This is a genomic window from Shewanella sp. Arc9-LZ, from assembly GCF_010092445.1.
Classification (GTDB): domain Bacteria; phylum Pseudomonadota; class Gammaproteobacteria; order Enterobacterales; family Shewanellaceae; genus Shewanella.
The window spans coordinates 1383256-1408807 of record NZ_CP048031.1 but is presented as its reverse complement, the minus strand read 5'-3'; the positions used below and the strand labels follow the sequence as shown (position 1 = coordinate 1408807).

Here is a 25552-nt window from a genome sequence, read left to right as displayed (position 1 = left end):
ACGGGCCATCAAAAAAGTACAACGAGTGAAATGCACAATGAATTGATACTGGGTTAATTAATGAGAGGTTAGCTACTCATTAATCAACCAACCCTGAGTAAACTCATGCTGAATGAATCGTCGCCTCGATTCAAAATCGCCCCAGGCTCAGTTCAAAAGCGATTGTAACTGACTATATCGGACAATAATAAGACCACTGGTTAGCGTAAAATAACCGATTGAATCAAATTTAAGCTTAAAATAACTCGTTTTGCTGCATCCCTAAAATATATCAATTAGCTATATCAAAATAGATTTATAGTCATTTAATGCATATGAAACACGTATTCATATTTTATATACATTGAAAACACCTCATAAAACAATGATGTTATTTGCACATAACAGCTGCAAGTCATTATTAAATTTAACCTTTCACTAACATTGGCGGATGCAAACCTTTGCTGTCAATTTTCCGCCTTTATGGTCAAAACAGTCAAATTATCGCCTCAAAGACATTAATAAAAAACCGTCAAAAATCAGCTAATTGACTAAATCTATAACCATAATTACAGTGTAGTATCAATTACATTTAACGGTGTAAGTTAGTCATATTGAGAGGGCAATATCCATGATCATATTAGTTGGTGGTGAAAAAGGGGGGAGTGGTAAAAGCTGCCTTGCGCAAAATATTGCAGTCTTCCTAACCAATGAAGTTCAAGCCAGCGTGATTATGGTCGACTGCGATCCGCAAAGAACCACATCAGACTGGATCCAAGCTCGGAACAACAACCCAAAACTGCCGGCCATTAACTGCGTGCAACTGTATGGCAAAATTCGTAATGACTTGCTCAGCTTAGAGCAACATTATGACTATGTTATTGTCGATTGTGGTGGCCAAGATAATCTAGCGCTTAGAGCAACCATGTCAGTTGCATCCTATGTATTAATGCCATTGCGCCCAAAACGACGAGATTTAAAAACCGTCAGCCATATGGACGATATCGTCTCAACTTGTTTGATGATAAACCCAAAAATGAAAGCATCATTTGTGATCACTCAATGCCCAAGTTTACCGAACCAGGCAAGCAGAATTACTGAAGCAAAAGATGTCTGTCGTACCTATGACATTAATGTATTAGATGCCGTTAACTACAGTCGCAATATTTACGACGACAGTGAAGAATCTGGCTTATCAGTATTTGAGTTAGAACCCCAAGGTAAAGCTGCAGAAGAAATGCGCAGTATTGCCTGTGAATTACTCGACATTACTGATGCAAAGCAACTCATTGAACAGCGCAATACTGCATCGAACGTGACCACGATGAGAGGAAATTATGGGACTAGCCGATCTCAAGAAAAACGCTTCGTTATGTAAAAGCACCAATAACATTGCAGTATCAATTGATGACTTTATTGCAGCAGCCGATTTATATGCTGCTGGCCAAGACCGCCCTCAACATGAGGAAAAGCAAACGCTAATGACAAGCGATGCAGGTAAGCAAAACAATATAATCGATTTTTTACAACGAAAATATCCACAGCATGTAGAGCCAATAAAATCGGTCAACAAAAGTAAACAGCAACCTTTTAGACGTTGTACCTATACCTTAAGTGAAACGGCAATAAGCCAGCTCGCATTACTCAGTCAGCAAGGAGGAATAGCAAAATCAAAACTTATCAGGCAGTTGATTTCACAATATTTTAGTCTATCTCCACAACAACAAAAACGGTTAGATGTTAACTTTACAGACCAATAGTTAATTTTGCAGACAAATAGTTAATTGAACATAAATTTAACCAAACACAACGACGACCACTTTATCCCCGCCCTTTCACTGGCAGTAAATATGAGACTAATATTTGCTAGCCAGTGCTTTTATTTAACCAAAATCCCAACCTACACGTTAAGCAAACTACGTTATCACTTATGGCTCCCACTGCTATTTAGTTTTTCCTAAAGCTTGAATTTGCTAACAAACTGCCCCATTAAATACTCATGGAATTAAACAGCGACTAGCGAATGAAATAAATGAGCCATGCTAAAAATTGCAAGCTCAGATAATACATAAGCTTAAGATAACAATCTTAACGCCCTCTTCGACTACCAGGACACTTCTATGATCGCGATTGTAATATTACTCGTTATATCAATAACAGCTGTGGCATGGATTGTCAGTAGCCAATGGCGCCTCAACCGTCAACGTAGCATTGTCGCCAGCAAACCATTTCCCACTCAATGGCGTCATATATTAAAAAAGCGTTTTCCTTATTTCAAAGCCATGCCGACGGATTTGCAACTTCAACTCAAAAAGCATATTCAGATATTTATTGATGAGAAACAATTTATCGGTTGTGACGGATTCGAAATCAATGACGAAGTAAAAGTGACGATTGCAGCCCAAGCGTGTTTATTATTACTCAACCGTAAAACTGACTATTACCCAAAACTTAAACAAATCTTAGTCTATCCAAGCGCGTTTATCGTTGAGAAAAACCGCACGGATCTCGCAGGGGTACAATCAAGCCAACGCAATGTGTTGCTGGGAGAGTCTTGGGAATATGGCAAAGTCGTATTGTCATGGAACAGCACTATAGAAGGCGCTGCCGATCCGTTTGATGGTAGCAATGTTGTTATACACGAATTCGCTCACCAGCTTGATCAAGAAGATGGAACAGCTAATGGTGCACCACCACTGCGCGATATCACTTCATATCGCTCATGGTCTAGCACATTGGGGCAAGAATTTAAGCAACTTCAGTATTGCGCTCAACACCATATCCCGTCATTATTTAACTATTACGGCGCGACCAACCCGGCGGAGTTTTTTGCGGTGATAAGTGAAACGTTTTTTGAACGACCCGTGGAGTTTTACCAACAGCATCAACAATTGTATAAAGAATTGAGCCAGTTTTATCAACTAGATCCAATAAATTGGCATTAAAAAAGTATTAAAACACATAATAATAATTTACTAGGTTAACAGGAATACTATGCAATCAATCATTCACCGACTCGGTTTTATTGCCGTGTTAATGACGACAGTGGCAGCCTTCGATTTACATGCAACTGAAGCCGAAGAATCAACACTTGAACAGAGCCAAACTGAGCCTAAAAACAAACAAGTTAGTCAGCAAGTGAGCTCCGAAAGTGAAGCTGTTATAAAAGACATTAGCCAAAAAAATGAGTTAATTGATAGCCAAGGCTTATCAGAAAAAGACAACCAAGAAGTCAGCGCCTTGTTAAATTTATTACATGAAAGTGCAGCTGCTGCTGACTGGACCACTTATTTTAGTCTTTATCATCCACAAGCGGTGTTTATTGGTACCGATGATTCAGAGCGTTGGAATATGGTTGAATTTGAGCATTATGCCAAACCCACTAAAGGCTGGCGTTACGATTTAAAGTCACGTCACTTGTTACAAATTGACGATACCATTGTATTTGACGAGCAGCTCTATAGCCCGGCGTATGGTATCAGCCGGGGTACAGGTGCGTTGGTACAAACTTCTGAAGGATGGAAGATAGCGCAATATCATTTGAGTTTTCCAATTCCAAACGATAAAGCCAAACGTATTACCAGCTTAATTATGCAATAGCCATTAAACAATATGGTGGCCATTGTCGAGTATGATGACCGCCATAATAGTGAATAGTTAACGCTTCACTATTCACTATTCACTATTCACTATTCACTAGACACTAGACACTAGACACTAGACACTAGACACTAGACAGATTGTAGCTAATTGGAAACTATTCAATAGCCACCTTATGTCATCGACACCCCAAAACACACGTTAGCGAGTTCACTAAAGTGAGTAAAACTGTCGAAATCCTCTTGCTCAAAACAACGTCCAGATCCCTGCCTATCCGCATAAAATAATCCCAACACTTTATGGCCAACAAAGAGTGGTGCTAATAAAAAGCCATTTTGAGAAAAGCGTTCAACTAGCACATCATCAATTTGTACTTTGCATTCTTTACTGGTGGGAGCATTGACCCACACACTCTTTTTTTGCCCAATACATTGAGTGAAAACCGATCGAGGATCGTCTAGTTCAATCACAAAGGCTTGTTTCAACAATTCAGCGCCATCCCCCATCATCACCCTAGGTTGTAATAATTTACGGCTTGGAGAGAGTAACAGTACACCACAACGGTCTAGGCCAACTCCGGTTAACATCCCTTCTAATGTGGTTTGCATTATTTGATTAAAATCAGTTTTAACCACTGCATAGTGGGTTAATTGTCTCAATTTACTTAACTGATAACCTTGATTGGTTAGCCGAATTTCAGTGGGCTCAACAGGAGAATCGACATGTTCTAATACGTCTGCGGTATTCGGTAAATAAGACACTATGGCTTTGGCACCATATTCAATGGCTAATTTATGGGTTATTTTACTGCAATCGATAAATTTTTCAGTAAATTCATCCACACTGATGTCTAACATTTCTGCGGCTTGAGATAGGCGCTTATGCAGTTCTTCAGGGTTAACTTTAGGCTGCGACACAATTTCTGATAACTTATCGGCTAAAAAAATACAACGGATCTCAGGCATGCGCTCATCGGGTTGTGCTAAAGACTTAATCAGCACTTCACCTAAGCCCCAGCTTCTGGCAATACTTTGGGTCAGCTGGGTAAAAGAGGTGCCTAGTTCAGCTCGAATCAATGAGTTTTGTTCAATTTTATTGTCAATGGCTAACAACTTATTATCAAGCTGTTCGGTCAATTCACCGCCCATACTCCAAAAAGCGCTTTCGCCTATTCGATACAATAACGAGGCAATAAACACCTCTTCACGTAGCGATTCTCCACGGTCGCTCATCATCATTCTGGCGAGCATCGCCGCTTGAAAAGATTGCGCCATCAGTTTTAATAAACGTTGATAGACACCTTCACTCAGGTGCTTATTTTCAAGTAAACTGGTGAGTAGTTTTGCGGTAATGCATATATTGCGGATAGTATCAAAACCTAATACTACCGCTGCACGGCTAACGGTCGAAACAGGATTAATACCTTTATTGTAAGTGGCGCTGTTTGCCACTCGTAAAATACGCGAGGTGAGTGCATTGTCGTGCATGACACTTCGACCTAACAAAGATAACGAAGACACATCGTCTTTTGCCAACTTTTCTAAATCACGCACAGTTGAACATAATGCAGGCATTTCTTGATCACTAATCCGCTTGGTCCAGTAATCTGCCCCTTTTTGCTGAGTCATCGCCTTCAAAAATTAACCTAAATATAACAAACATTGTTTTCAGTATACTCAATTTCATCACAGTGTCTTGTAGATATTGCTATTCGCTCAAGCTAGCTCACGTATCAAAGCAAAACAACAATACTCATATCCTAGCGCCTACTGGTTAATGAATTAATCTCACTGATGCTAGTACAATAAGTAAGCGACATGTTACATCGCTATTACATCACTTTATTCAGGAATAGCGATTTTTGAGCAAGTGTGGTTCGAGATAAATGGGATTCATCTGGGCGCAAAAGTGACATCTACATAAACGATAAATATTGGGCAAAAAAAAACGGCTCACAAGAGCCGCAATCACAATAATGTGGTTGGAAAAAACTTACGGGTAGGAAGTATCCAAACAATCAGGTTTAACAACTAAGCATTCGCTTATAAACCATCATATGAGGATAAAAATCCCGTACGACCTGTAGGTGAGCCGCACGGGGTTACAACAGTCACAAAGTGACCAAACTTGTAAAACGGTTGGGACTAACGATTAAAACTGTTCTTCTTCAGTAGAGCCCGTTAGCGCTGTTACTGACGATTTACCGCCTTGAATACACGTTGTCACTTGATCAAAGTAACCTGTACCCACTTCTTGCTGGTGCGATACGAAGGTATAACCTTTCTTAGCAGCAGCAAATTCAAGCTCTTGTACTTTTTCAACATAATGCTTCATGCCTTCACCACGTGCATAGTCATAGGCTAAATCGAACATGTTGTACCACATGTTATGAATGCCTGCTAACGTGATGAACTGGTACTTGTAGCCCATGTTAGACAACTCTTGCTGGAACTTAGCAATAGTGACGTCATCTAAATTCTTCTTCCAGTTGAACGAAGGTGAACAGTTATAAGCAAGTAGTTGATCTGGGTACTGTGCATGAATGGCATCAGCAAATTTCTTCGCTTCTTCAAGACAAGGTTTAGCTGTTTCACACCAAATTAAATCAGCATAAGGAGCATAAGCAAGACCACGTGAAATAGCTTGGTCTAAACCAGCTCTAACGCGGTAAAAACCTTCGTTAGTACGTTCACCAGTAACAAACTCACGGTCATATTCATCACAATCTGAAGTCATCAAATCTGCAGCATTGGCATCAGTGCGTGCAATAACCAAAGTATCAACACCACTAACATCTGCCGCTAAACGTGCAGCAACTAACTTTTGCACCGCTTCTTGGGTTGGCACTAAAACTTTACCGCCCATGTGACCACACTTCTTAACAGACGCTAATTGGTCTTCAAAGTGAACACCTGCAGCACCAGCATCAATCATCGACTTCATTAGTTCAAATGCATTCAATACACCACCAAAACCGGCTTCTGCATCAGCAACAATAGGTAGGAAATAGTCAGTGTAATTGTCATCACCAGGATTTACTTCTTTGCCCCATTGAATCTGGTCAGCACGGCGAAATGAGTTATTAATACGGCTCACAACAGCAGGTACTGAGTTTGCTGGGTAAAGTGATTGGTCTGGATACATAGTGCCCGCTAAGTTAGCGTCAGCAGCAACTTGCCAGCCTGATAAGTAAATCGCTTCTATTCCCGCTTTTGCTTGCTGTACCGCTTGACCACCAGTAAGTGCGCCCAGTGAGTTTACGTAGCCTTTTTTAGCGCCGCCGTTAACCAGTTCCCACAATTTTGCAGCACCCATTTTAGCAATGGTATTTTCTGGCACAACAGAGCCACGTAATGCAACAACTTCTTCAGCAGTGAAAGGACGCTTAACCGATTTCCAACGTGGATTTTCAGCCCAATCTTTCTTAATTGCATCAACCTGTTGCTGACGAGTTAGTTGTGTAGTCATAGTGTCGCCCCTTCCTGTATGAGGGTGGCAAAGTGAATCATTCAACTTTGCCTAATTCAGTAGTGTTGTAATTAATATCGTTATCCGACATTACGCCGTTAACAGTTCATATCCTGGTAATGTTAAGAAATCGACTAGCTCATCAGAGGTAGTAATTTGTTCAAATAATGTTGCCGCTTTGACGAACTCACCTGCTTTAAAGCGCTCTGCACCAAGTTCCTCTTTCACGTTGGCCATTTCTTCTTTCAACATGTCTTTAAACAATGCTTTAGTGACCAGTTTGCCGTTGGATAAACTTTTACCATGCTGGATCCATTGCCAAATAGAAGTGCGCGATATTTCAGCCGTGGCAGCATCTTCCATCAAACCGTAAATCGGTACGCAACCATTGCCCTGGATCCACGCTTCGATGTACTGCAACGCAATACGAATGTTCAAACGCATGCCTGCTTCAGTTCGCTCGCCTTGACAAGGCTCAAGTAACTCGCTGGCTAAAATGGGTGCATCGACATCACGAGTAATGTGTAATTGATTGGTTCTATCGCCACCGATGTAATCATTGAAAATTTTCATTGCGGTGTCGGCTAAACCAGGATGTGCGACCCAAGTACCGTCATGGCCATTGCGAGCCTCTAACTCTTTATCGCCACGCACTTTTTGCAGTACCAGTTCGTTAGTCGCTTCATCTTTAGCAGGAATAAATGCTGCCATACCGCCCATGGCTAATGCGCCACGTTTATGGCAAGTTTTTATCAATAGACGTGAATAAGCACTTAAAAATTTAGTATCCATCGTTACCGCTTGACGGTCGGGTAGTACACGGTCCGGATAGTTCTTTAAGGTTTTGATGTAGCTGAATATATAATCCCAACGACCACAATTCAGCGCGACAATGTTTGAACGAAGTTCATAAAGAATCTCCTCCATTTCAAATACCGCAGGTAATGTTTCAATTAAACAAGTACATTTAATCGTGCCAGGCTGTAAGCAAAAACGCTCTTCTACAAAGGCAAACATTTTTGCCCACCAACGCGCTTCTATATGGCTTTCTAACTTAGGAATATAAAAGTAAGGTCCAGAGTTTTTAGCTAACAGCTGACGATAATTATGATAAAAGTACATAGCAAAATCGACTAACCCACCAGGAATAGGTTTGCCTTTGTATTCAATGTGCTTTTCAATAAGATGCAAACCACGTACACGAGCAATTAACACTGCAGGGTCAGGGTTTAACGAATAATGCTTACCGGTTTCAGGAACGGTTAGTTCAATATCGCCACGAACGGCATCACGAAGGTTAATTTGTCCTTCGACAATTTTTTGCCAACTCGGTGCTAATGAATCCTCAAAGTCGGCCATAAACACTTTTACATTGGCGTTTAAAGCATTGATGATCATTTTACGGTCAACGGGGCCAGTAATTTCAACACGTCTGTCGGTGAGATCATCAGGCATGCCACGGATAGTCCAATCACCACCACGTATTGCACGAGTTTCAGGTAAAAAATCAGGCAACTCACCATTATCAATACGAGCTTGTTTTTGTTTACGCTTAGCTAATAGCTCAGGTACTTCATCAACAAATTTTGCACATAACGAATCAAGGAAAGCCACAGCGCCAGAGTTAAAAACGTCTTCTTGACCGTTGACAGTGGGACCAATAAACGTGAGATCGGTTTTAATCGAATCATCAGCATTTGCTGTGGACTTACTGTATTGAGCTACTAATTGTTCTGCCGTCATAATAATGGCTCCCTAAATGCTGTCTGTTTTGATATCGGTTGTCATGCTTCACTGTGTAGTGACGTTATCTACTGTCTACTTATCACGCTTATCTATACCAACTCATCGGCGTATATATTCGCGTTCAAATAAACCATTTCTAATAACATTTAACTGAAGCTGACTGTTTACCAAAAACTTTCAAATGTCTGTTTCGTACTAAAAACTAACCAAAAACGTTTGTAATTGCAACAGTCTTCACTTTACCAAAACGACTTAAAAACCAGTGTTACAGATCATATAAAATGGTCTTACCAACCGAGAAAAACAGACTTAAACAATTGATATTAAACGCAATAATAAGATAGAGCTTATACTTTAAATTGGCCATCTGAAATTCATCTTACCAATTTACCGGTAAATGATTATGGTAAAAAAGGATGTAATATAATTACTTGATGTAAAATTATGTTTACTAAACTTTAGTCTATGCCATTGAATTAAACAATTTTGTAACGTTTCTAGCTTACCTACACGTAACAAGGTTTTAATCTTTAAAAACAGATAGTTAAAACTAGGTAATCAACTACCAAATTTAAACAACTGTTTTAAATTTACGTTTACGTAAACGAAATAAAATAAGCCGCCGCAACGGCTTAAAATGTGAGTTACGTCACCCGATCAACAAGCTCAAGTAGATTGGTTTTTTTTAAATAAAATTCAATTTTTTTAAAAATAATTGAAAGAACTTCATAAATGGGGCAATAGAGAACCAAAATGGTGCAGCAACAAGTAACAAACGGTGATCTGCTCTGGGCGGAATATGCCAATAATAACCAAGCTTCGCTCACAGTATGTTAATTGTCGTTTATTGATAAATAGTTAATGATTCAGCTCTAGCTCAAATAGAGTGGCCAACAAGGTAACGCAAACGGTGATGAGTATATGGAGTTAACACATGTTGTAAGTGATAAATGAGACGGACATAGCGTTAGCATTTGTAGCGGAGGATTTTACCTTGAAGCAATTTGGTACAGACCATAAATGCATAATATTAACTCAGAATAAAAGATGGGGTTGCGCGATAAAAAGAGATTGTTTCAAATCTGCACTATCCAACTTACTCGTTGCTCGACTAACAAGGCGCACTTATAGCGTGTCTGTGATAAATTAATAGCGCAAATTACGCTGATAAAAAAGCTTTGATTAACTTTCCTTGTCCAGTGCACTGTAACGTTCACAACTGCCGTAGTGTCAGCGTTTAGCTGCTATCACAAGCTGGTTTAGCATATGTTGATTTACTTTACTCAAGGTAATACACGGGAGGGATATACAGTCAGCTAGAGGGTTATCGTTATTTGATGGCGTCGTTATAACAGATGACGCAATTTCGACCGTTATGTTTAGCCTTATAAAGCGCTAAATCGGCACGGCGAATTAACGGGTCGAGGCTTAGGTCATCCTTATCGACGCTACTCACACCACAACTCACTGTGACAGTAAAATCGTGCCCTGAGAAACGGGTGTTAATATTGGCAACGGCATGGCGAACCTGTTCGGCAAATTCAACCGCGATATCTTCAGTTTGCTTTGGCATAAAAATAGCAAACTCTTCCCCACCCATTCGGGTAAATATATGGGTCGGCTTTAACATTTCACCAATCACATGTGTGACCTTTTTTAATACCCAATCGCCCGTAGCATGACCATATTGATCATTAATATTTTTAAATAAGTCTAAATCCATCAACAGCACAGAAAATGACTCGCCAAGCATTTGAGCTTGAATAAATTCATTTTCTGCCATTTCTTGCCCTGTACGGCGATTAAAGATACCTGTTAATCCATCTCGCTGCGCTTGCTTCATAAATTGATTACGCTGCATCCAAGCAGATATTAATAACAATAATAAACCAACAGAAAGCCCAACTAATAATGTTGAAAACATAATCGATGAACTTTTCTCTTTCATGAATAAATCTTTTTGTTTCATCAAAAGTTCATGGTCTTGAATTAAGCTGGTATTCTCACGATTTTTTTCAACGCTATCAAAGCGGGCCATTTGGTAGGCATTTTCTTTTACTTTCTGTTCATCAAGTAATTGCTGACCAAGTGCAGAAGCAACAACTTGATATTGGTATGCTTTATCGAACTGACCACGTTTACCCGCAATTAAAGACAGTATTTCGCTAACACGTTTTTTTACCTGCATATTACTGGGCTTATTGGGTAAAGCATTAACTAACTGCGCAAACATATCGGCTTGCTGATAATCACCCAAATGGAAATATATCGAGCTCAAATAAGACTGTATTTCGTTAATCTCAATTTGAAATTTAAACTTCTGGTAGCGCTCTAAAGCCACTAGATAAAATGGTTCTGCTTCAGCATATAAGCCCTTATCAAACAAAACATTACCTTGCCCCTTAATTGACATAATCTCAATCAATGGAAAACCATGATTTTTACAATAAAGTTGAGTGTCTTTAAAGAACGTCTCGGCTTGATCAAAGTGGGCTAGCTTTAAATGAGCAACTGAGTGATATAACATCGAAAAACATTCACTTTTTGGGTCTTTACCTTGGTTTAGACTCAGTGCTAATTGCGCGATACGTAGCATTTCCTCATAAGCGTTAAGCTGTAAATACACATTCATCAAGCGAATATAGGACATTATTTTGATACTTTGATCTTGATAACTGTCGATACGAGAAAGGTTATCCTCTAAAAGAGCAAAAGCTTTTTGATAATTACTCAAGCCGATATTTGCAGTGATTTTCAATAAATAAATATTGGTGAGTTCTTCACCAAGTGGTCCGTATGTCAGTGCTTTATCGAAAGCTTTATCTGCTTCGACAAAATGACCTAAATAAAGATCTTTTGTACCTAGCAACATATACAGACGGCTATGCTGTGGTGAGGTGAGTAACGATTCAGAGGATAACGCGGTATCAATCTTTTCAATGGCATAACCAATATCAGTCTTCAAAGATTGTTCAATAGTGTCGAGTTCTTTATCATAATCGATGTTGTCAGCTATCGCCGCGCGGCTAAAAAGCAACACGATGATAATAAAAAAATACATCAATATTTGAGGCAAAAAATAATTACTCTGTCGGATTACTTATAATCATATACATGGCCATTTCTTTATCACCAGACAACTGACTAACACGTGCTTTATCTCCTGACATCACAGCTTCAATCTCTTCTTGTGTTAATCCATTTGATTTCATTACACCACGTGGATCAAGCTTATATGCTTCCAATAAAGCGGCGTCCGTTCCAAGCTTAGTAAAAAATGTATTCATGTTAGACATATCGTAACCTTATATTCTAGATTATATTTGTAATTAGCGACTTAAATTTACATCTATGTGATTATCATTTGTAACAACTTTAACTTTACTGGGTCGTTCCGTCGACAAAAAACGTCGTAACCAATTGTTTTATTGCAAATCTCTACACAAAATTGCCCATTAACATCTTTTTATCAATAAAAACTATATCAATTTCGCTAAGATTGAATCATTTACATCCAATAATCACCATTAATAGCTTGTCGATAAAAGTACGGCGGTTTAAAACATACTATTACTTTATTACCTCATTTGTGAACAGCCATAAAAATACTTAGCCAATATCTGCTTCGGCGATACCTAATTTGGCTAACATCTCATGGTTAAGCGTCATTGGACGCGCTGGAGGAATTAACAATGTGCTAATCGTCGTTAGTTTAGCCTCTGGCAATACATATAACGGCATGCGCTCTATAACAGGTGATTGAAATGGCAAATTTGCTGCTTCATATATAATCACTTCATGATTCAGCGGATACCACTGATTTAAGTGTTCAACCAAAATCTGTAATTTATCTTTAGTGCTACTAAATTGAGTTAAGGTATGTTCACCCGCAAGAGCAATCTGCCAAAGTAAAAGATGCGTTGTAGGATCCGGAACGTGGTGATAAAGCATGAACTGAGTCGCTTCAAAGCTTTGATGACCACTATTGCCTGGGTCAATGCCTAAATCAGCCCACAAACAAGCTTCAGCTGAAATACCCGGTAACATGCTAGCGTCCAAACCTTCACTACGGGCCTGTTTAATCGACCAATGCGCTACGCAAGCAAATACCCCAGGATGGCCATATAAGGCACATACAACTAACTTGCCTAAGCGAACTTCGTCTAAGATAGCATCAACCATTTCGGCATAAGTATCACGACGATTTTTTACCTCATCGTGTTGAGCATAATAAGGTTGAAGCGAGCGAACATCTGAATTAAGCGACATTAACCAACGTTCAGAAAAACCATCGGGCACTAACGAAAAGACCACATCAGCATGCTCTATATAACTCAAACTTAATGCACCTATTTGCCCTGCAAGCTGTAATCCCGTGCCAACACAAACAAGGTTACCTTTCTTTGCACTGGTTAATGTTGCTATCGGTGATTGTTGTCTCGTCATCGTGGTTTCTTATTTTGAAATAATTACAACGCAAAATAAAAGCATAAAATAAAATTATCAATAACTTATGCATTAATAGCACTTGACATTATTAAACGTTAACTAGGGCATCTAAATCATAAATTGAGCAACATCCTACCAACATTTTTTGTACAATGTTAAATAAAAATGAAAATTTACTCTAAATTTATTTATCGAAGAAAATGGAACTTCAACCGCTAAATTGACTCAAAACCACAACATCTTCTAATAGACCCTTGTCAGCATAGGGACTGCTTGGGTATGATGACCGACAGAATTTAGGAAGTAGCGCAGACAATGATAAACAAAAAACAAAGTCTTACCCTTGTAAGCGCAGTAGCGCTTTCATTATCTCTTAGCGGATGCAGTGTGTTTGATTGGTTGATTTACAAGCCAGATGTGCCACAAGGCAACTACATGGAAACACAGCAAGTTGAAAAACTTCGTGTCGACATGACTAAAGAGCAAGCAGAATATATTTTAGGTCGTCCAGTATTGCGCGACAGCTTCTCCGATGACACTTGGTATTATGTGTACCATTTTAAAAGTGGTCGAGATGCTAGTATTACTCATAAAGAGTTGATCATTCACTTTAATGGCGACAAGATTTCAAGTGTTGCTGGTGATTATGACCTAAGTGCAGAATTTAATACTCCACTTGATGAAAGCTCGTTGCCGTCAGTTAACGAACAGGATCTTAAGCCTTTATTACCAGAAGTTCGTCCAGATGCGAAACCTTTAGTTGAAGAGCTACGTCCTGCGTTAAAAAACCAGGCCGAAAATGATAATGATAATGCACCAACATAAGCCACACGATAACATGTGATTTATGCCAATAAAAAAGCAGGACCTCTAACGAGAGTCCTGCTTTTTTATTATATAACCACCTAAAAACTTAATCCATCACCTTACTAATGGTAAGTTAATTGACTTTAGCACCGGTGATTTTATTAATACGACCTTCATCTTTGGCTTTTTCGGCACGTTTGCGACGAACATCTTTAGGATCTGCAATTAACGGGCGATATATTTCAACACGTTGCCCAGGAACGAGTACCTCATCATGTTTGGCCTGGCGACTAAACACCCCAAGCTTAACCTCTTCAAGGTTAATCTCCGGAAAAAATTTAACAATATCACTTTGCTTAACGGCTTCAATGAATGTAGTGCCTGGCGACACCATCACCGAAATAATTTTCTGCTGTTTTGGCAATGCATAAATAACATCTACCGAGAACTTTTCTGTTTCATTAATCACGATAAATCACCTTTGCCCTGTCAGTAAATGCCATTACCATCGACGACATCAAATCTTTAAACACTTTGCCAAACGCCATATCAACCAGCATGTTTGAAAATTCGAAGTCTAAATCAAATTCAACTTTACAGGCATCTTCGGTAAGCTCAGTAAATTTCCACAAGCCATGCATATACTTAAACGGGCCATTTTCCAATTCAAGTGAAATCGATTTAGCTTGGATCACTTGATTGCGGGTGGTAAATGTTTTACTGATCCCCGCCTTACTAACATCAACCGACGCCACCATGGTTTGACCATCAAACTCAAGCACCTTACCACCGACACATCCCGGTAGAAAAGCATGATACGATTCAACATCATTGACTAAATCATACATCTGTAAGGCACTAAATCTAACCAGCATACTTTTGGAAATCTTGGGCATCTGACATCACTATCGTTAATACAATAGTGCGATTTTATCACGTTAAATAAAAAAGGCATCTCCGAGAGCGTTAAATCACGTTGGAAATAACACAATCACCAAGAAACTGGGTATAATCGTTGAAATATCAAAAATCTCCCCCATATCTATTAGTTAATAGTATTAGCATAATAGAGTTTATCAAATGGGCTCACTGCGGGTTGTCCAGCACCATCCTTCAGGTCAATAACGGCAATCAGAACGGTAATAATAATGGTAAAAAAGAAATCAGCAAACGCCTCAGCGAGCATCGCACGCAATAAACGCGCGACCTTTGAATACCGCATAGAAGACAAAATCGAAGCGGGATTACAACTTATGGGCTGGGAAGTTAAGTCCATTCGCATGGGTAAAGTAAATTTATCTGATTGTTATGTCTATATTAAAGAGGGTGAAGCCTTTATGCATGGTTGTACTATTCAACCACTTAATACCGCTTCAACCCATGTAATATGTGATCCAATCAGAACCAAAAAACTGCTATTAAAGCGCAGTGAAATTGATAAACTTGCCGGCCTAATTGAGCGTCAAGGCTACACCCTGGTACCATTATCAATGTACTGGCGCAAAGGTGCCTGGGTAAAAGTCGAAATTGGCTTAGGTAAAGGTAAAAAAGATCACGATAAACGTGAAGATACCAAAGAACGTGAGTGGAAAATTGAAAAAGCTCGCGTAATGAAAAAAGACAAAGAAAACGCTTAATCTCGTTAGTAGGCCACTGAAACGATTAAAATTGATAAGTTGTTATTGAACATAGGCCTATAACGAACAGATAGTGAACAAACGATTATATTTTGTTAATGGATACTAGGTATTCATCTAACAAAGCGTTATAGTTAACTCAATTGGGGGCGATTCTGGATTCGACAGGATTCACGAAACCCAAGGAGCATGTCGAGGGGCGGTTGGCCTCGTAAAAAGCCGCACCGTTATAGTTGCAAACGACTCTAACTACTCTCTAGCAGCTTAGGCTAGCTAGCCATCAACCACACGTTTCGCACGTGGACAGTGGATCCTGATGGTCATATTACAGTGTGCTAGCGAGGGAACTCCGTCCGGGGGTGAACCGCGAAACAGTACCGGACTCACCAAGTAGCATCCTGTCTTTCGGAGACTGCTTGGTTAAATAAAAGAGAGACTAAACATGTAGTGCCGAGGATGTAGGCTTTCTGGACGCGGGTTCAAGTCCCGCCGCCTCCACCAATTAAAGGAACGAAGACGTCTTAGGACGTCTTTTTTTCTGTCTGTAAAATACATAAATCAATGACTTACGTTAAATCCAGCTCCATTTGTGTACGATAACGTTTGTTGAAAACCGGAACTTTTAGTAACATCAGAAGTAACATCGGCAAATACATAGCCGTTTCGATGTTACTAAAACCACAATTTAGGCCTATAACTGTCAATAATTTATAGGTTTACATTTATTTAGTAACATCGCTTTAATCACTCAGGTCAGTGTTACTAAGGATGGTGTTACTATGGCAAGACTCGCAAAGCCCCTTTCAGATACAGAAATCAAAAGTGCTAAAGCAAAAGACAAAGAATATAACCTGGCAGACGGTGCGGGGTTGCAGTTAAGGGTAAAGCCTAACGGTTCTAAGCTTTGGCTTCTCAATTACGTCAATCCAATTACCAAGAAAAGACAAAACCTAAGTTTTGGCTCATATCCTGATATTTCTCTTGCTGATGCACGTAAACTCGCACAAGAAGCTAGAACGCTCATCGCGTTAGATACTGACCCCAAGCAACATAAAGCTGATGAGCTAGCTGCAAAAGCGGCACTCACTGAACATACTTTTGAGATAGTCGCTCTGCAATGGTTTGAAGCTAAGAAAGAATCCATAACTCTGGACCATGCTGATTCAACATGGCGCTCTTTCAAGCTGCACTTACTCCCTGCTTTAGCTAAAACGCCAATCAGCCATATCACTGCGCCGATGGTTATTAAAGTATTAAGGCCTGTTGAAGCAAAAGGTAATCTCGAAACTGTTAAGCGATTAAGCCAACGCATAAACGAAGTCATGATATACGCCGTCAATACGGGCCTTATTCATGCAAATCCTTTATCCGGTATTAAGTCGGTATTCAAAAAACCACGCAAAGAACACCTTGCAGCATTAAAACCAAATGAATTGCCTGAGTTAATGCAGGCTATCGCGAACGCCAGTATAAAAAAAGTCACCCGCTTTTTAATTGAATGGCAATTGCATACCATGACTCGGCCAAATGAAGCCGCAGCAGCACGATGGGATGAAATTAATTTTGATGACCGGTTATGGTCAATTCCGGCAGATAAAATGAAAATGCGCCGTGATCATGTTATCCCCCTTACCGAGCAAACGATTGTGCTACTTGAAACGATTAAGCATTTCAGCGGTCACAGAGAGTACATTTTCCCTGCAGAAAGAAACCCTAAAACACATTGCAATGTGCAAACAGCAAACGCTGCATTAAATCGAATGGGGTTAAAGGGCCGTACCACCGCACATGGCCTCCGTTCGCTAGCAAGTACAACACTCAATGAGCAAGGGTTTGATGCAGATCTTATTGAAACAGCATTAGCACATATTGATAAAAATCAGATACGTAGTGCTTATAACAGAACCGACTACTTAGAACGCCGTAGAGTAATGATGATCTGGTGGAGTGACTACATTATCCAAGCTGCTAATGGTAACGTTAGCTTAATTGGTATGAAAAATCTCAGAGTAGTTTAGGAATTAATATGATTCTAGATAATAAAAAGTGGCTGAACTCAAAAGGTTTTAGCGATACTGACATCGATTCAATAATTAAATATTGCCAGAACTATCCAGCAGGTGAGAAAACATATAACGAACAACTTAAACGTCTCAGAACAGCAAAAAAACACTTTCAAGATGGCCTTACTCAAATTAAGGCTGTTGCAAACTCATTTCCAATCATAATGTCTGATATTGATGTGATTTATACTCAATTAGCTAACGGTAATAATAAAAATAATCTCAGAGTAAACGCCCCATTAATACTTGATGACACTAAAAATGATGAATTACAAAGCTTGATTGTTAAATTAGAGCAAGTCATACAATCCATATCTATTGCAGCAACGCCACCGAAGAGTGCTTTAATCGGCAACTGTACTGAGCCACCAATAGAGCTAAAACTAACAACAGGAAAAGGCCAACTAATTAATCAATTACACAATGTATGGCTTCAAAAAAATAATAAGATAACCATTAGTGATACATCAGATTTTGTGACTTTTCTGGCCATAGTTTTTGACGACAAGATGGAAAATGCATCAAAATGGAAAAGTGCCTTCGACAGAATATGCTTAAATAAATTTCCAAAGTTAGAATAACTCAAGTTTGAATTGACTAGATAAAAGCGATCAATTCAAACCTCTAATTTACCACTAGAACTTCCAATATAGCCCTGTAATAACCAATTAACACTTTTACAGGAATCTATATTATGAACACATCAAAAAATATGCGTATCATTCGCAAACCGGAAGCCCTCTCTATCTTAGCAATCAGCAAAAGTACGCTTCATGAAAGGATCAATGAAGGGCTACTTCCACCACCAATCAAGCTCGGGAGTAGAGCTGTTGGATGGTTTGAGTACGAAATACATCAAACTCTCAAAGCAATGGCTGCTGGTATACAAGATGATTTACTTGCTGACTATATTGACACACTAGTAAAGGCTCGAAAAGAGGCTTGGGATGAGCTGAGAAGATAGATAATAGGTATCTATTTAAGTGGTGAGGGTGCTCCCCTCAACCACTTGAATATATTACTAAAAAATTATAACAGACAATACTGGAAAATATTGATAGGTTTTTAACCCCCTAAAATGAAAATAATATGAGCAGAAAAGTCAGGCCGCATATGTTGTTGCAGCTAAACTGGCCCTGAATATTAGGGGGGGATCTTAATAATATCTGTCTTTCTTTTTAATTAAGAAATTGAATCAAGCCTCTGGTAAAAACATATGCACATATCTATAGCAGACTTTTACTCATACAAAGGAAATCAATGGAAAGTAAATAATCGACCATCAGGCTGTTATACACCAATACTTAAATCATCATTTGAACAAATCTTTAACTTTCAAAGTCATCATTTAAAATTAATGGCCATTCGCTATGATCTTCACCAACCAAGCTATGTCCTGCTTAATAAACAAATTACTGTTTTCTTCAGACGATTATCAAAGCAACTCAAAGCAAAGTACAAAATACACCGTTTAGGTTATATATGGGTACGCGAGCAAGAAAAAGCAAAGTCACCTCACTATCACATCGTGCTACTTTTAGATGGTAAAAACATCATGTACCCAGGCTGGGTTAATATTATCAGCAAACGTATTTGGTCTGAACTTGGTGGTTTTATTTATTATCCAAGACATCAATATTACAAAATACAACGTGGTGATAATAAAAATATGGCAAAACTATTGTATAGGGTTAGCTATTTCGCAAAAGCGAGAGGAAAAGGAAAAAAGCCCGCACAAACCAAAAACTATGCGGCAAGCCGCATAGTTTTTAATCCTAAACCCACCAGCAAAGAGTTTACAGGCTATTACTAGACTTTCACTAAGGTGTACTAGCTCATTACCTGTACCATCTAAAACTGACTCTTCGTCAAGTGCCATCCAAAACCATACTTACATTTATAGACTCGTAAGCTAATACCTTGTTCATCATAGATAATATCAGCTCTTAAACGTGCCTCGAGTTTGGAGCGATATGATTCTTTTTCAACGCCATAGCCCCCAGTGCAACGATTACATTTTTGACTGGGAGTTTGTCTACTCTTAGGTGACAAATGCCATAAATCACATTTACTGCAATGATACGGACTTAAATCATCACCATAAAATTCTTTGGAGTAATCAGCGGCTCCTTGAGCCTCTTCTTCATCATAATATTGTGTTAATGGTTTACCTGAGGTTTTTCCAAAACAAGTTTCACTTTTCATCATTTCCCCCTAAGACTCGATAACATCGATATCAATTTGACGATATCTTGATAAAAATGTTTTAGGGTTAAACGCTATCTGAGCAAGTGCGCTTTCCACACCACACTGATTGATACTGTCACTGTACTTGTAACCAATAGAACTTACAGAGTTTTGATAGAAGCGGCCTAACGGGTCAATCATCAAATATGACTCTGTCATCGTTGAGTTCGACTCAGAAAATAGTGGGAGTCCTAAGCCACTATGACGCACTACAAACTGGTTAAACTTTTCTTTTGAGATCAGTAAATCATCAGCACCATACGGCATTACTTGTAAGACTTTCCATTTATAAGGCTTTAACTCACAAATCAGTGATGAAAAGTCCTCTTCATTATTTAAGCTATTCACAACTGTATTGATCTTGGTTTTGATGCCTTTTTGAGTTTCTATTAACCCCTCTAATGCGATTTTTAAATCCTCAGCGCTCAGCGAATTGCCTTTACGATCAACTCTGCCTATTTTTTCTCGAGTACTTAAATCTTGGCTATCAAAGCTAATACCAACCATATCCAACACATTCTTAGGGAAATCCAAGCGGCTATTTACTAGGTAATGCCCATTAGTAATGATTGAGGTTTTAAAGCCTTTTTGTTTCGCCAGCATCAGTACGATAAAAAATGTACTGCCAAGCATCATTGGTTCTCCGCCAGCTAAATTAAGACGAACGGTTTCGTAACCGAGCTCACTCTTTAACGTTGAATTACCTTTGATAAAATATGAAGCTAAGTAATCAAGCAACTTTTCAATTTCCTCAAGAGAACGATGTAGTTCTTTAGGTCGTCCCCATTTTGCAAAGCAGTACTTGCAGTCATAATTGCACACTTCAGTGATGTGCCAGTTGATGACTAATTCTTTAATATTTTTATGTTCTACATGGATAAATTTCATGACTCAGCCTCCTTAACATTCAACAGTTAATGAACTGAACTTTTTATTAAAGTTTCGCTCATAATTTTGACGGTTAAATAGTTGAAAAACGAAATTCGTTGAAGTGCGGTTCAAGATAAGCCGATGATTTCGGCCTATGCGAAAACGAACAAGGGAGTTGTTACATTTGACTTTTCGACCGCCTAAAAACGGATAAGGTTTACCTGATGTAATCTCATTTATCAGGTTTATAGTTTGGATCTGTTGATTGGAAGATAGACTTTGCCAAACTCTAGAGTTAATACGACACATTAGCGATGAAATCGTATTCGCTTGTGTAGACTGATCTGTGAAGGGGAAAACATATTGTAATGTTGACATTTTGAAGCACCTTTTTTGTTATTGGTGCTTCTATACGCTGGTGAATTTACTTTTTTTCGCTTTTTATTTATGAAGGTAGCAGTACAACACTCCCAACTGATTTGGCATGGTTTAAAATAGATTCAAAATCATTGCTTAAACACTCACCTTCAACAAAAGTGAGCAATACAGCACCTTCGTCAAGCTTAAAGGCCCACGAGTCATCTATACCAATGACCCCATCACCACCAATAAAAGAATAATAAACATTAATATCTCTGTCCGCATTGAAGTTAATGAGAATATCTTTATCTAGCTCCACTATCTGGTGTTTCCCCCATTTAACCTCAATTAAAAAGGCTTGTTCTTCATCTGATATACTACTCAAAGCAGCACTAAATGGTTGGTGGCTAGGACTAAAAAGATTAATTTGTGGGGCGTTGATACTTTTTTTAGTAAAAGATTTTAATTTTTTATATTGAAGAACTATCGCAGGCCATCTTGCCGCTAGACGGCAAAACGCATTCAAACTTTCCCGACGCTTAACGGCTTCAGACCAAACCCTTTCAGCGTCAGGATGCTGTAACAGCTGAACCCAGTTTTCATCAGCACTCTCTACACCTTGGACCATTTCATCAAGCAATAACTTATCAAGTGTCATGATACTTGCTCCAATAATGTAGATGGTTTAGCTTTTAGTTGTATTATTTTTTGAGTGTAATCAGAATAATATGGCTCATTTTTGCTTATCTCATACACATCAAGCACTGCTTTTTTGGCAATAGATTTAAACAATGCACGAATAAGAACATCATTATCACCAGTCTCTGTAAAAATTGCATGAAATCGATTGATTATTTGTTTAATTGTCTGCCTAACTTGATGCTTAGTTTGATGAGTTTCTGAATTACCTGCGACATATTGAGGACGATTAAGGCCTTTCACAAAATATTTATTTTCATAACGTTCAACAGTATCTATGTGTTCTGCAATATTGAGGAACAGATACAAGTACCTAAAAGAAGCATCCACCTTATAGCGAGTTTTTTGAGTATCAGACACATCATTTTCTATTTCGACAACCTGCGAGAAATCTTCAAATGTAGGTAATTCATTTAGCAGTTTTTTATTAGCTTGCAACCAATATCCAATCAAATCAGGTGCAACATGTTGATTGAGTTTTTTTAGATTCTTTGATAATACTTGCAAATCCAAATCGATATTTGCCACTTTAGATTCGGACAGGCCCTGCTCACTTTCAACTAAAGCCTGCTTACGGGACTCACTCCCGACATGTACATGTCCAGCGGTTTTATACCTAACCCAGAATGCCAGCTGACTGAAAAGTTTGATATCTTTGGGTATAGCTGTAGGCAAGCGATCAACACAAAAATGACTAAGCAAAAATAGGTCTATAATCTTGGCGACCGAGCTAGCTTGACGACCAAATGCTACAGATATGGTTTTCTCATCAAAATCCTCAAGCGCTTGCTCAATGACCAATTCAATAACTAATCGATTTTTATCAACATACTTTTGCCTTCCAATAAAAGACCAATCGGTAATGGGTAAGTAGTTATCTCGCATTTTTTACAAAGCCTGCCTGTAAATCCATTTGTAAAATTAAAGTACTCAATTGCTGTAGTTGAGCTGATGACAACTCGACTCTAGGAATAAAAATATTTTGCTGTTCGCTTATACCGCAAAAACGCATGCCTGACCATGCTGAAGGGTGCTTAAATGAACTCTCCAATACACTTACATCAAACTTGGATTTATTAGCACTACTTGCAAGTACAGGCCCCATCAGTGATTCCATCGCTTGATTTTTTGTATAATGGCAACCAAGCGTCCTTAGGTACTCTTTTTCACCAATGGTAGTGATTTTACTTAACTCCTCATCAGCACCTCTTTCAACCCACCAACGTTGAGCACTAAGCAGTGCTTCAGATGCCCCTAAACCGCTTGTAACAAGCTTATCGTATTTTGCTTTTATATGTGCCGTAACTAACTCAGGAACAGCCCACAGAGAACCTATAGCGGTTTTAGCACCGTACTCTAGCATTCTCATATCCATACCGAAGGCTTCATTCACCTGGCTAGGCAAAAAATGTAGAGGAATATTCGAACCACTTTGACACGCCCACAATTCGATGCGTTCAGCTCCTCGTACGCCAAGACGCATCTCAACATCTCGAATAACATAATCTTTAAATAATAATGAAGGTCTGTCTGGATGTTTATGTTCACAATGACCATAAAAACTAAAAACGCTAGAGTGGGTTAACTGATTAACAACTTCATCCATAGATTGAGTAACACTAGCTTCTGTACAGGCTTGTACCGCGAGTTTTTCAAATAAAGTATCACCACCACATAGGCTAGTCAGCTGGCTTTTTTCATCTGAGTATTTAACTTGTTCGTATAAATACATTAGTGAAGGTAGCCAATTTATCTCGCTGACTAATTGATACAGCTTTTCTCCCGCTTTACCGGTTGCAGTCCAAGGTATATGCGAAGCAAAAAATGAAGGTAGTATCGAAATTTTACCTAAGTGACTTGGAAGCATCCTTTTCCAATCGATAAAATCAAAATCCCACTCGGTAGTGGCCTCTTTGTTGTTAGCCACAAATGCTGCAACATCGTTGATAAGATTTTTAGGTAAGTTGAAAGAATAACCGTTAGCAATTATTTCGTTATTTTGCAGATAAGCAACGATAATCAAAGCATCATCATAGTGATCTTCAATGTCTATCTTAACGAGTACTTGCTCGGGATGAGCATGAACGGCCTCGGTTAAATTATCAAAAGTAATTTGTTGAGTTCGGAACCTAGCCTTAAGGTAATCAGGGTCTAATCTGTCTGTATATTCACCTAGGGTTTTGAAATCATCTAAACATAGGTTTGCCTGTTCGTGTAAATAACTGATAGGGTCTCTGGCTCGACTCGCCATTTCGACAATTTTGGCATATTGATTATCATTGAATATATTTTCATCAAAATTGGTTATTTTTAAGGGAGCTTGTGACTTAAGTAACTTAGCACTCTCAGCAAGAGATTGATCTAATTTACTCTTATCCACAACTGTTAACATCAATGCAAGTTCATTCAACCCATAATATGCACCACCTAACTTTCTTTTAGTCTCGAATATCATTTGTACCACTGGATTTTTAGCATAAAACCAGCACAAACTCGCATTCTCACAAAAACGCATTCCACTGGTATTTTCAAGCGTGATGAATGCTTGTAGATATTCTTCTTTCTTCACTAATATACGAGCTAAGCCTGAACTTGCCTGTTGAATTAGCACACTGACCCTATCAGACTCTTGGTCCGTCTCTGTAGACTGTCTACTCACCATTAATGAGTGAACTTTAGCTGATAACTTTTCAATATTAGCAGCAGTGCTGTTTCTCTCAGCCCCATTTACAAGTTGCTTAATTTCATCAATAGGGTTTGATATATCTGCGAATGGATTAACTCTCATAAAATCTAAAGGGTCGAGGCCAAACGACGGTGCTATTTCTCCAATAAAATTACAAAGCTGTTTGTGCTCTTTATTATTGGAAAAGTGGCTCAATCGAGCAACAGTAAGAGGCAATATTTGATCTGGTTTCAAGGACATATAGCCCTCTAAACCTTTGTTAGGAAAATTAGACTGAGCCCACTCAATAGCATCAATAAAACACTGAAACGCTTTCGCTTGAGCATCGCAAGCTTCAACAATTTTGTTAGCGTCGAGCAGAGTAGCAGCTAAATTAAAAGATATGATGGATTGGCTGTTTAAACGAATAAAAATAGGAATATCGCCATCTAACACTCTTAACGCCGCCTCGTGCAGCTGCTGAGACTTTGATAGACAATCCTGCCGACTTAAGGGAAATAAATGCTCATTGGCTGCCCTTCGATATGTTGCCCCTAACTGCGACAAACTTGATGCATGTTTATCTGGAAATTGTTGTCGTTGCTTGCTTTCAATTGCACGAGAAAAGAATGAAACCGCTTTATTCAAATTTGATTGTGGCGCACCAAGTAGGTGAGCAAAGTGAGTAAAATAAAACACCCCTAACTCATGGTATGCAGAAGCTCTGGTATATTCATTTTTAGATGCTAACGCCAAAGCCTTTTCAAAGCACCGTAACGCTTTTTTCAATGAATCCTTGTCATCATAATCCGTAAGCCTTCTGCCTTCGGTATTGTATTTGTGATAATTTGGTTTTACATTTTTGGTAGTTACTTCGTTTTGTAATCGAGCATAATTAGCAAAATCCATTTGAGCTTTAACATCCATTTTTAATTTACCTTAACAACATAAACAACATAAAC

23 protein-coding genes and 1 other RNA gene are annotated in these 25552 nt (G+C 38.8%); 11 read left to right on the top strand and 13 right to left on the bottom strand.

Translation table 11 applies throughout. The features are described 5' to 3' along the window. Window positions 1–610 precede the first annotated feature (610 nt). The 4 genes from GUY17_RS06060 to GUY17_RS06045 all read left to right on the top strand — a co-directional run bounded on the left by GUY17_RS06060 (window position 611) and on the right by GUY17_RS06045 (window position 3579). Window positions 611–1357, top strand: coding sequence for an AAA family ATPase (locus GUY17_RS06060; RefSeq protein ID WP_162022602.1), 747 nt, complete (start codon window positions 611–613; stop codon window positions 1355–1357). Next, window positions 1317–1739: a hypothetical protein gene (locus tag GUY17_RS06055; RefSeq protein WP_162022601.1), complete on the top strand. Its 423-nt coding sequence runs from the start codon at window positions 1317–1319 to the stop codon at window positions 1737–1739. Before GUY17_RS06060 ends, GUY17_RS06055 begins: the two co-directional genes overlap by 41 nt. 360 nt (window positions 1740–2099) lie before the next feature. Further along, window positions 2100–2924 (top strand): M90 family metallopeptidase, encoded by an 825-nt coding sequence (locus GUY17_RS06050; RefSeq protein ID WP_162022600.1) that lies wholly within the window; start codon window positions 2100–2102, stop codon window positions 2922–2924. 49 nt (window positions 2925–2973) lie between these two features. After that, window positions 2974–3579, top strand: coding sequence for a nuclear transport factor 2 family protein (locus GUY17_RS06045; RefSeq protein WP_162022599.1), 606 nt, complete (start codon window positions 2974–2976; stop codon window positions 3577–3579). Window positions 3580–3752: 173 nt separating this feature from the next. Here GUY17_RS06045 and GUY17_RS06040 read toward each other — a convergent pair whose 3' ends face one another. The 6 genes from GUY17_RS06040 to GUY17_RS06015 all read right to left on the bottom strand — a co-directional run bounded on the left by GUY17_RS06040 (window position 3753) and on the right by GUY17_RS06015 (window position 13239). Continuing rightward, window positions 3753–5207, bottom strand: a complete 1455-nt coding sequence (locus GUY17_RS06040; protein WP_162024296.1) for an HDOD domain-containing protein — start codon at window positions 5205–5207, stop codon at window positions 3753–3755. Window positions 5208–5730: 523 nt separating this feature from the next. Beyond that, window positions 5731–7047, bottom strand: coding sequence for an isocitrate lyase (aceA, locus tag GUY17_RS06035; protein ID WP_011636576.1), 1317 nt, complete (start codon window positions 7045–7047; stop codon window positions 5731–5733). A 90-nt stretch (window positions 7048–7137) separates the two neighbouring features. After that, window positions 7138–8790 carry a malate synthase A gene (gene aceB / locus GUY17_RS06030; protein ID WP_162022598.1) on the bottom strand — a complete coding sequence of 551 codons (1653 nt, stop codon included), beginning with the start codon at window positions 8788–8790 and terminating at the stop codon, window positions 7138–7140. 1333 nt (window positions 8791–10123) lie between these two features. Further along, window positions 10124–11869: a GGDEF domain-containing protein gene (locus GUY17_RS06025; protein ID WP_162022597.1), complete on the bottom strand. Its 1746-nt coding sequence runs from the start codon at window positions 11867–11869 to the stop codon at window positions 10124–10126. Between the two features lie 7 nt (window positions 11870–11876). Beyond that, the gene (locus GUY17_RS06020; RefSeq protein ID WP_101085543.1) at window positions 11877–12089 is read right to left on the bottom strand and encodes a hypothetical protein; all 213 of its coding nucleotides are present in this window, start codon (window positions 12087–12089) and stop codon (window positions 11877–11879) included. Window positions 12090–12402: 313 nt separating this feature from the next. Continuing rightward, entirely contained in the window at window positions 12403–13239 is an 837-nt protein-coding gene (locus GUY17_RS06015) for an SAM-dependent methyltransferase (protein WP_162022596.1), read from the bottom strand. Between the two features lie 318 nt (window positions 13240–13557). Between GUY17_RS06015 and GUY17_RS06010 the strand changes: the two genes are divergently transcribed. Next, complete coding sequence (locus tag GUY17_RS06010) at window positions 13558–14067, top strand: outer membrane protein assembly factor BamE (RefSeq protein ID WP_101085547.1); 510 nt, start codon at window positions 13558–13560, stop codon at window positions 14065–14067. Between the two features lie 115 nt (window positions 14068–14182). Here GUY17_RS06010 and GUY17_RS06005 read toward each other — a convergent pair whose 3' ends face one another. Then, window positions 14183–14518, bottom strand: a complete 336-nt coding sequence (locus tag GUY17_RS06005) for an RnfH family protein (protein ID WP_101085549.1) — start codon at window positions 14516–14518, stop codon at window positions 14183–14185. Continuing rightward, entirely contained in the window at window positions 14511–14945 is a 435-nt protein-coding gene (locus GUY17_RS06000; protein WP_162022595.1) for an SRPBCC family protein, read from the bottom strand. Before GUY17_RS06000 ends, GUY17_RS06005 begins: the two co-directional genes overlap by 8 nt. A gap of 252 nt (window positions 14946–15197) precedes the next feature. On the opposite strand from GUY17_RS06000, the gene smpB reads away from it, so the two are divergent. From smpB to GUY17_RS05970, 6 genes are all read left to right on the top strand, one after another. Continuing rightward, on the top strand, window positions 15198–15686 hold the full coding sequence (gene smpB, locus GUY17_RS05995) for an SsrA-binding protein SmpB (RefSeq protein ID WP_011636568.1): 489 nt from the start codon (window positions 15198–15200) through the stop codon (window positions 15684–15686). A 145-nt stretch (window positions 15687–15831) separates the two neighbouring features. Next, window positions 15832–16187: a transfer-messenger RNA gene (gene ssrA, locus GUY17_RS05990) on the top strand. A 278-nt stretch (window positions 16188–16465) separates the two neighbouring features. After that, entirely contained in the window at window positions 16466–17704 is a 1239-nt protein-coding gene (locus GUY17_RS05985) for an integrase domain-containing protein (RefSeq protein ID WP_162022594.1), read from the top strand. Between the two features lie 8 nt (window positions 17705–17712). Further along, the gene (locus GUY17_RS05980) at window positions 17713–18330 is read left to right on the top strand and encodes a hypothetical protein (protein ID WP_162022593.1); all 618 of its coding nucleotides are present in this window, start codon (window positions 17713–17715) and stop codon (window positions 18328–18330) included. 113 nt (window positions 18331–18443) lie between these two features. Next, entirely contained in the window at window positions 18444–18713 is a 270-nt protein-coding gene (locus tag GUY17_RS05975; RefSeq protein ID WP_162022592.1) for an AlpA family transcriptional regulator, read from the top strand. A gap of 252 nt (window positions 18714–18965) precedes the next feature. Next, the gene (locus tag GUY17_RS05970; protein ID WP_162022591.1) at window positions 18966–19562 is read left to right on the top strand and encodes an inovirus-type Gp2 protein; all 597 of its coding nucleotides are present in this window, start codon (window positions 18966–18968) and stop codon (window positions 19560–19562) included. 38 nt (window positions 19563–19600) lie between these two features. On the opposite strand, the gene GUY17_RS05965 is transcribed toward GUY17_RS05970, so the two are convergent. From GUY17_RS05965 to GUY17_RS05945, 5 genes are all read right to left on the bottom strand, one after another. Next, the gene (locus tag GUY17_RS05965) at window positions 19601–19957 is read right to left on the bottom strand and encodes a hypothetical protein (RefSeq protein ID WP_254439871.1); all 357 of its coding nucleotides are present in this window, start codon (window positions 19955–19957) and stop codon (window positions 19601–19603) included. Window positions 19958–19963: 6 nt separating this feature from the next. Next, window positions 19964–20884, bottom strand: coding sequence for a viperin family antiviral radical SAM protein (locus GUY17_RS05960; RefSeq protein ID WP_162022590.1), 921 nt, complete (start codon window positions 20882–20884; stop codon window positions 19964–19966). Between the two features lie 427 nt (window positions 20885–21311). After that, entirely contained in the window at window positions 21312–21884 is a 573-nt protein-coding gene (locus GUY17_RS05955) for a hypothetical protein (RefSeq protein ID WP_162022589.1), read from the bottom strand. Next, a complete protein-coding gene (locus tag GUY17_RS05950) occupies window positions 21881–22810 on the bottom strand; it encodes a hypothetical protein (protein ID WP_162022588.1) in 930 nt (309 codons plus the stop codon). Before GUY17_RS05950 ends, GUY17_RS05955 begins: the two co-directional genes overlap by 4 nt. Then, entirely contained in the window at window positions 22800–25517 is a 2718-nt protein-coding gene (locus GUY17_RS05945; protein ID WP_162022587.1) for a CHAT domain-containing protein, read from the bottom strand. Before GUY17_RS05945 ends, GUY17_RS05950 begins: the two co-directional genes overlap by 11 nt. Window positions 25518–25552: the final 35 nt, after the last annotated feature.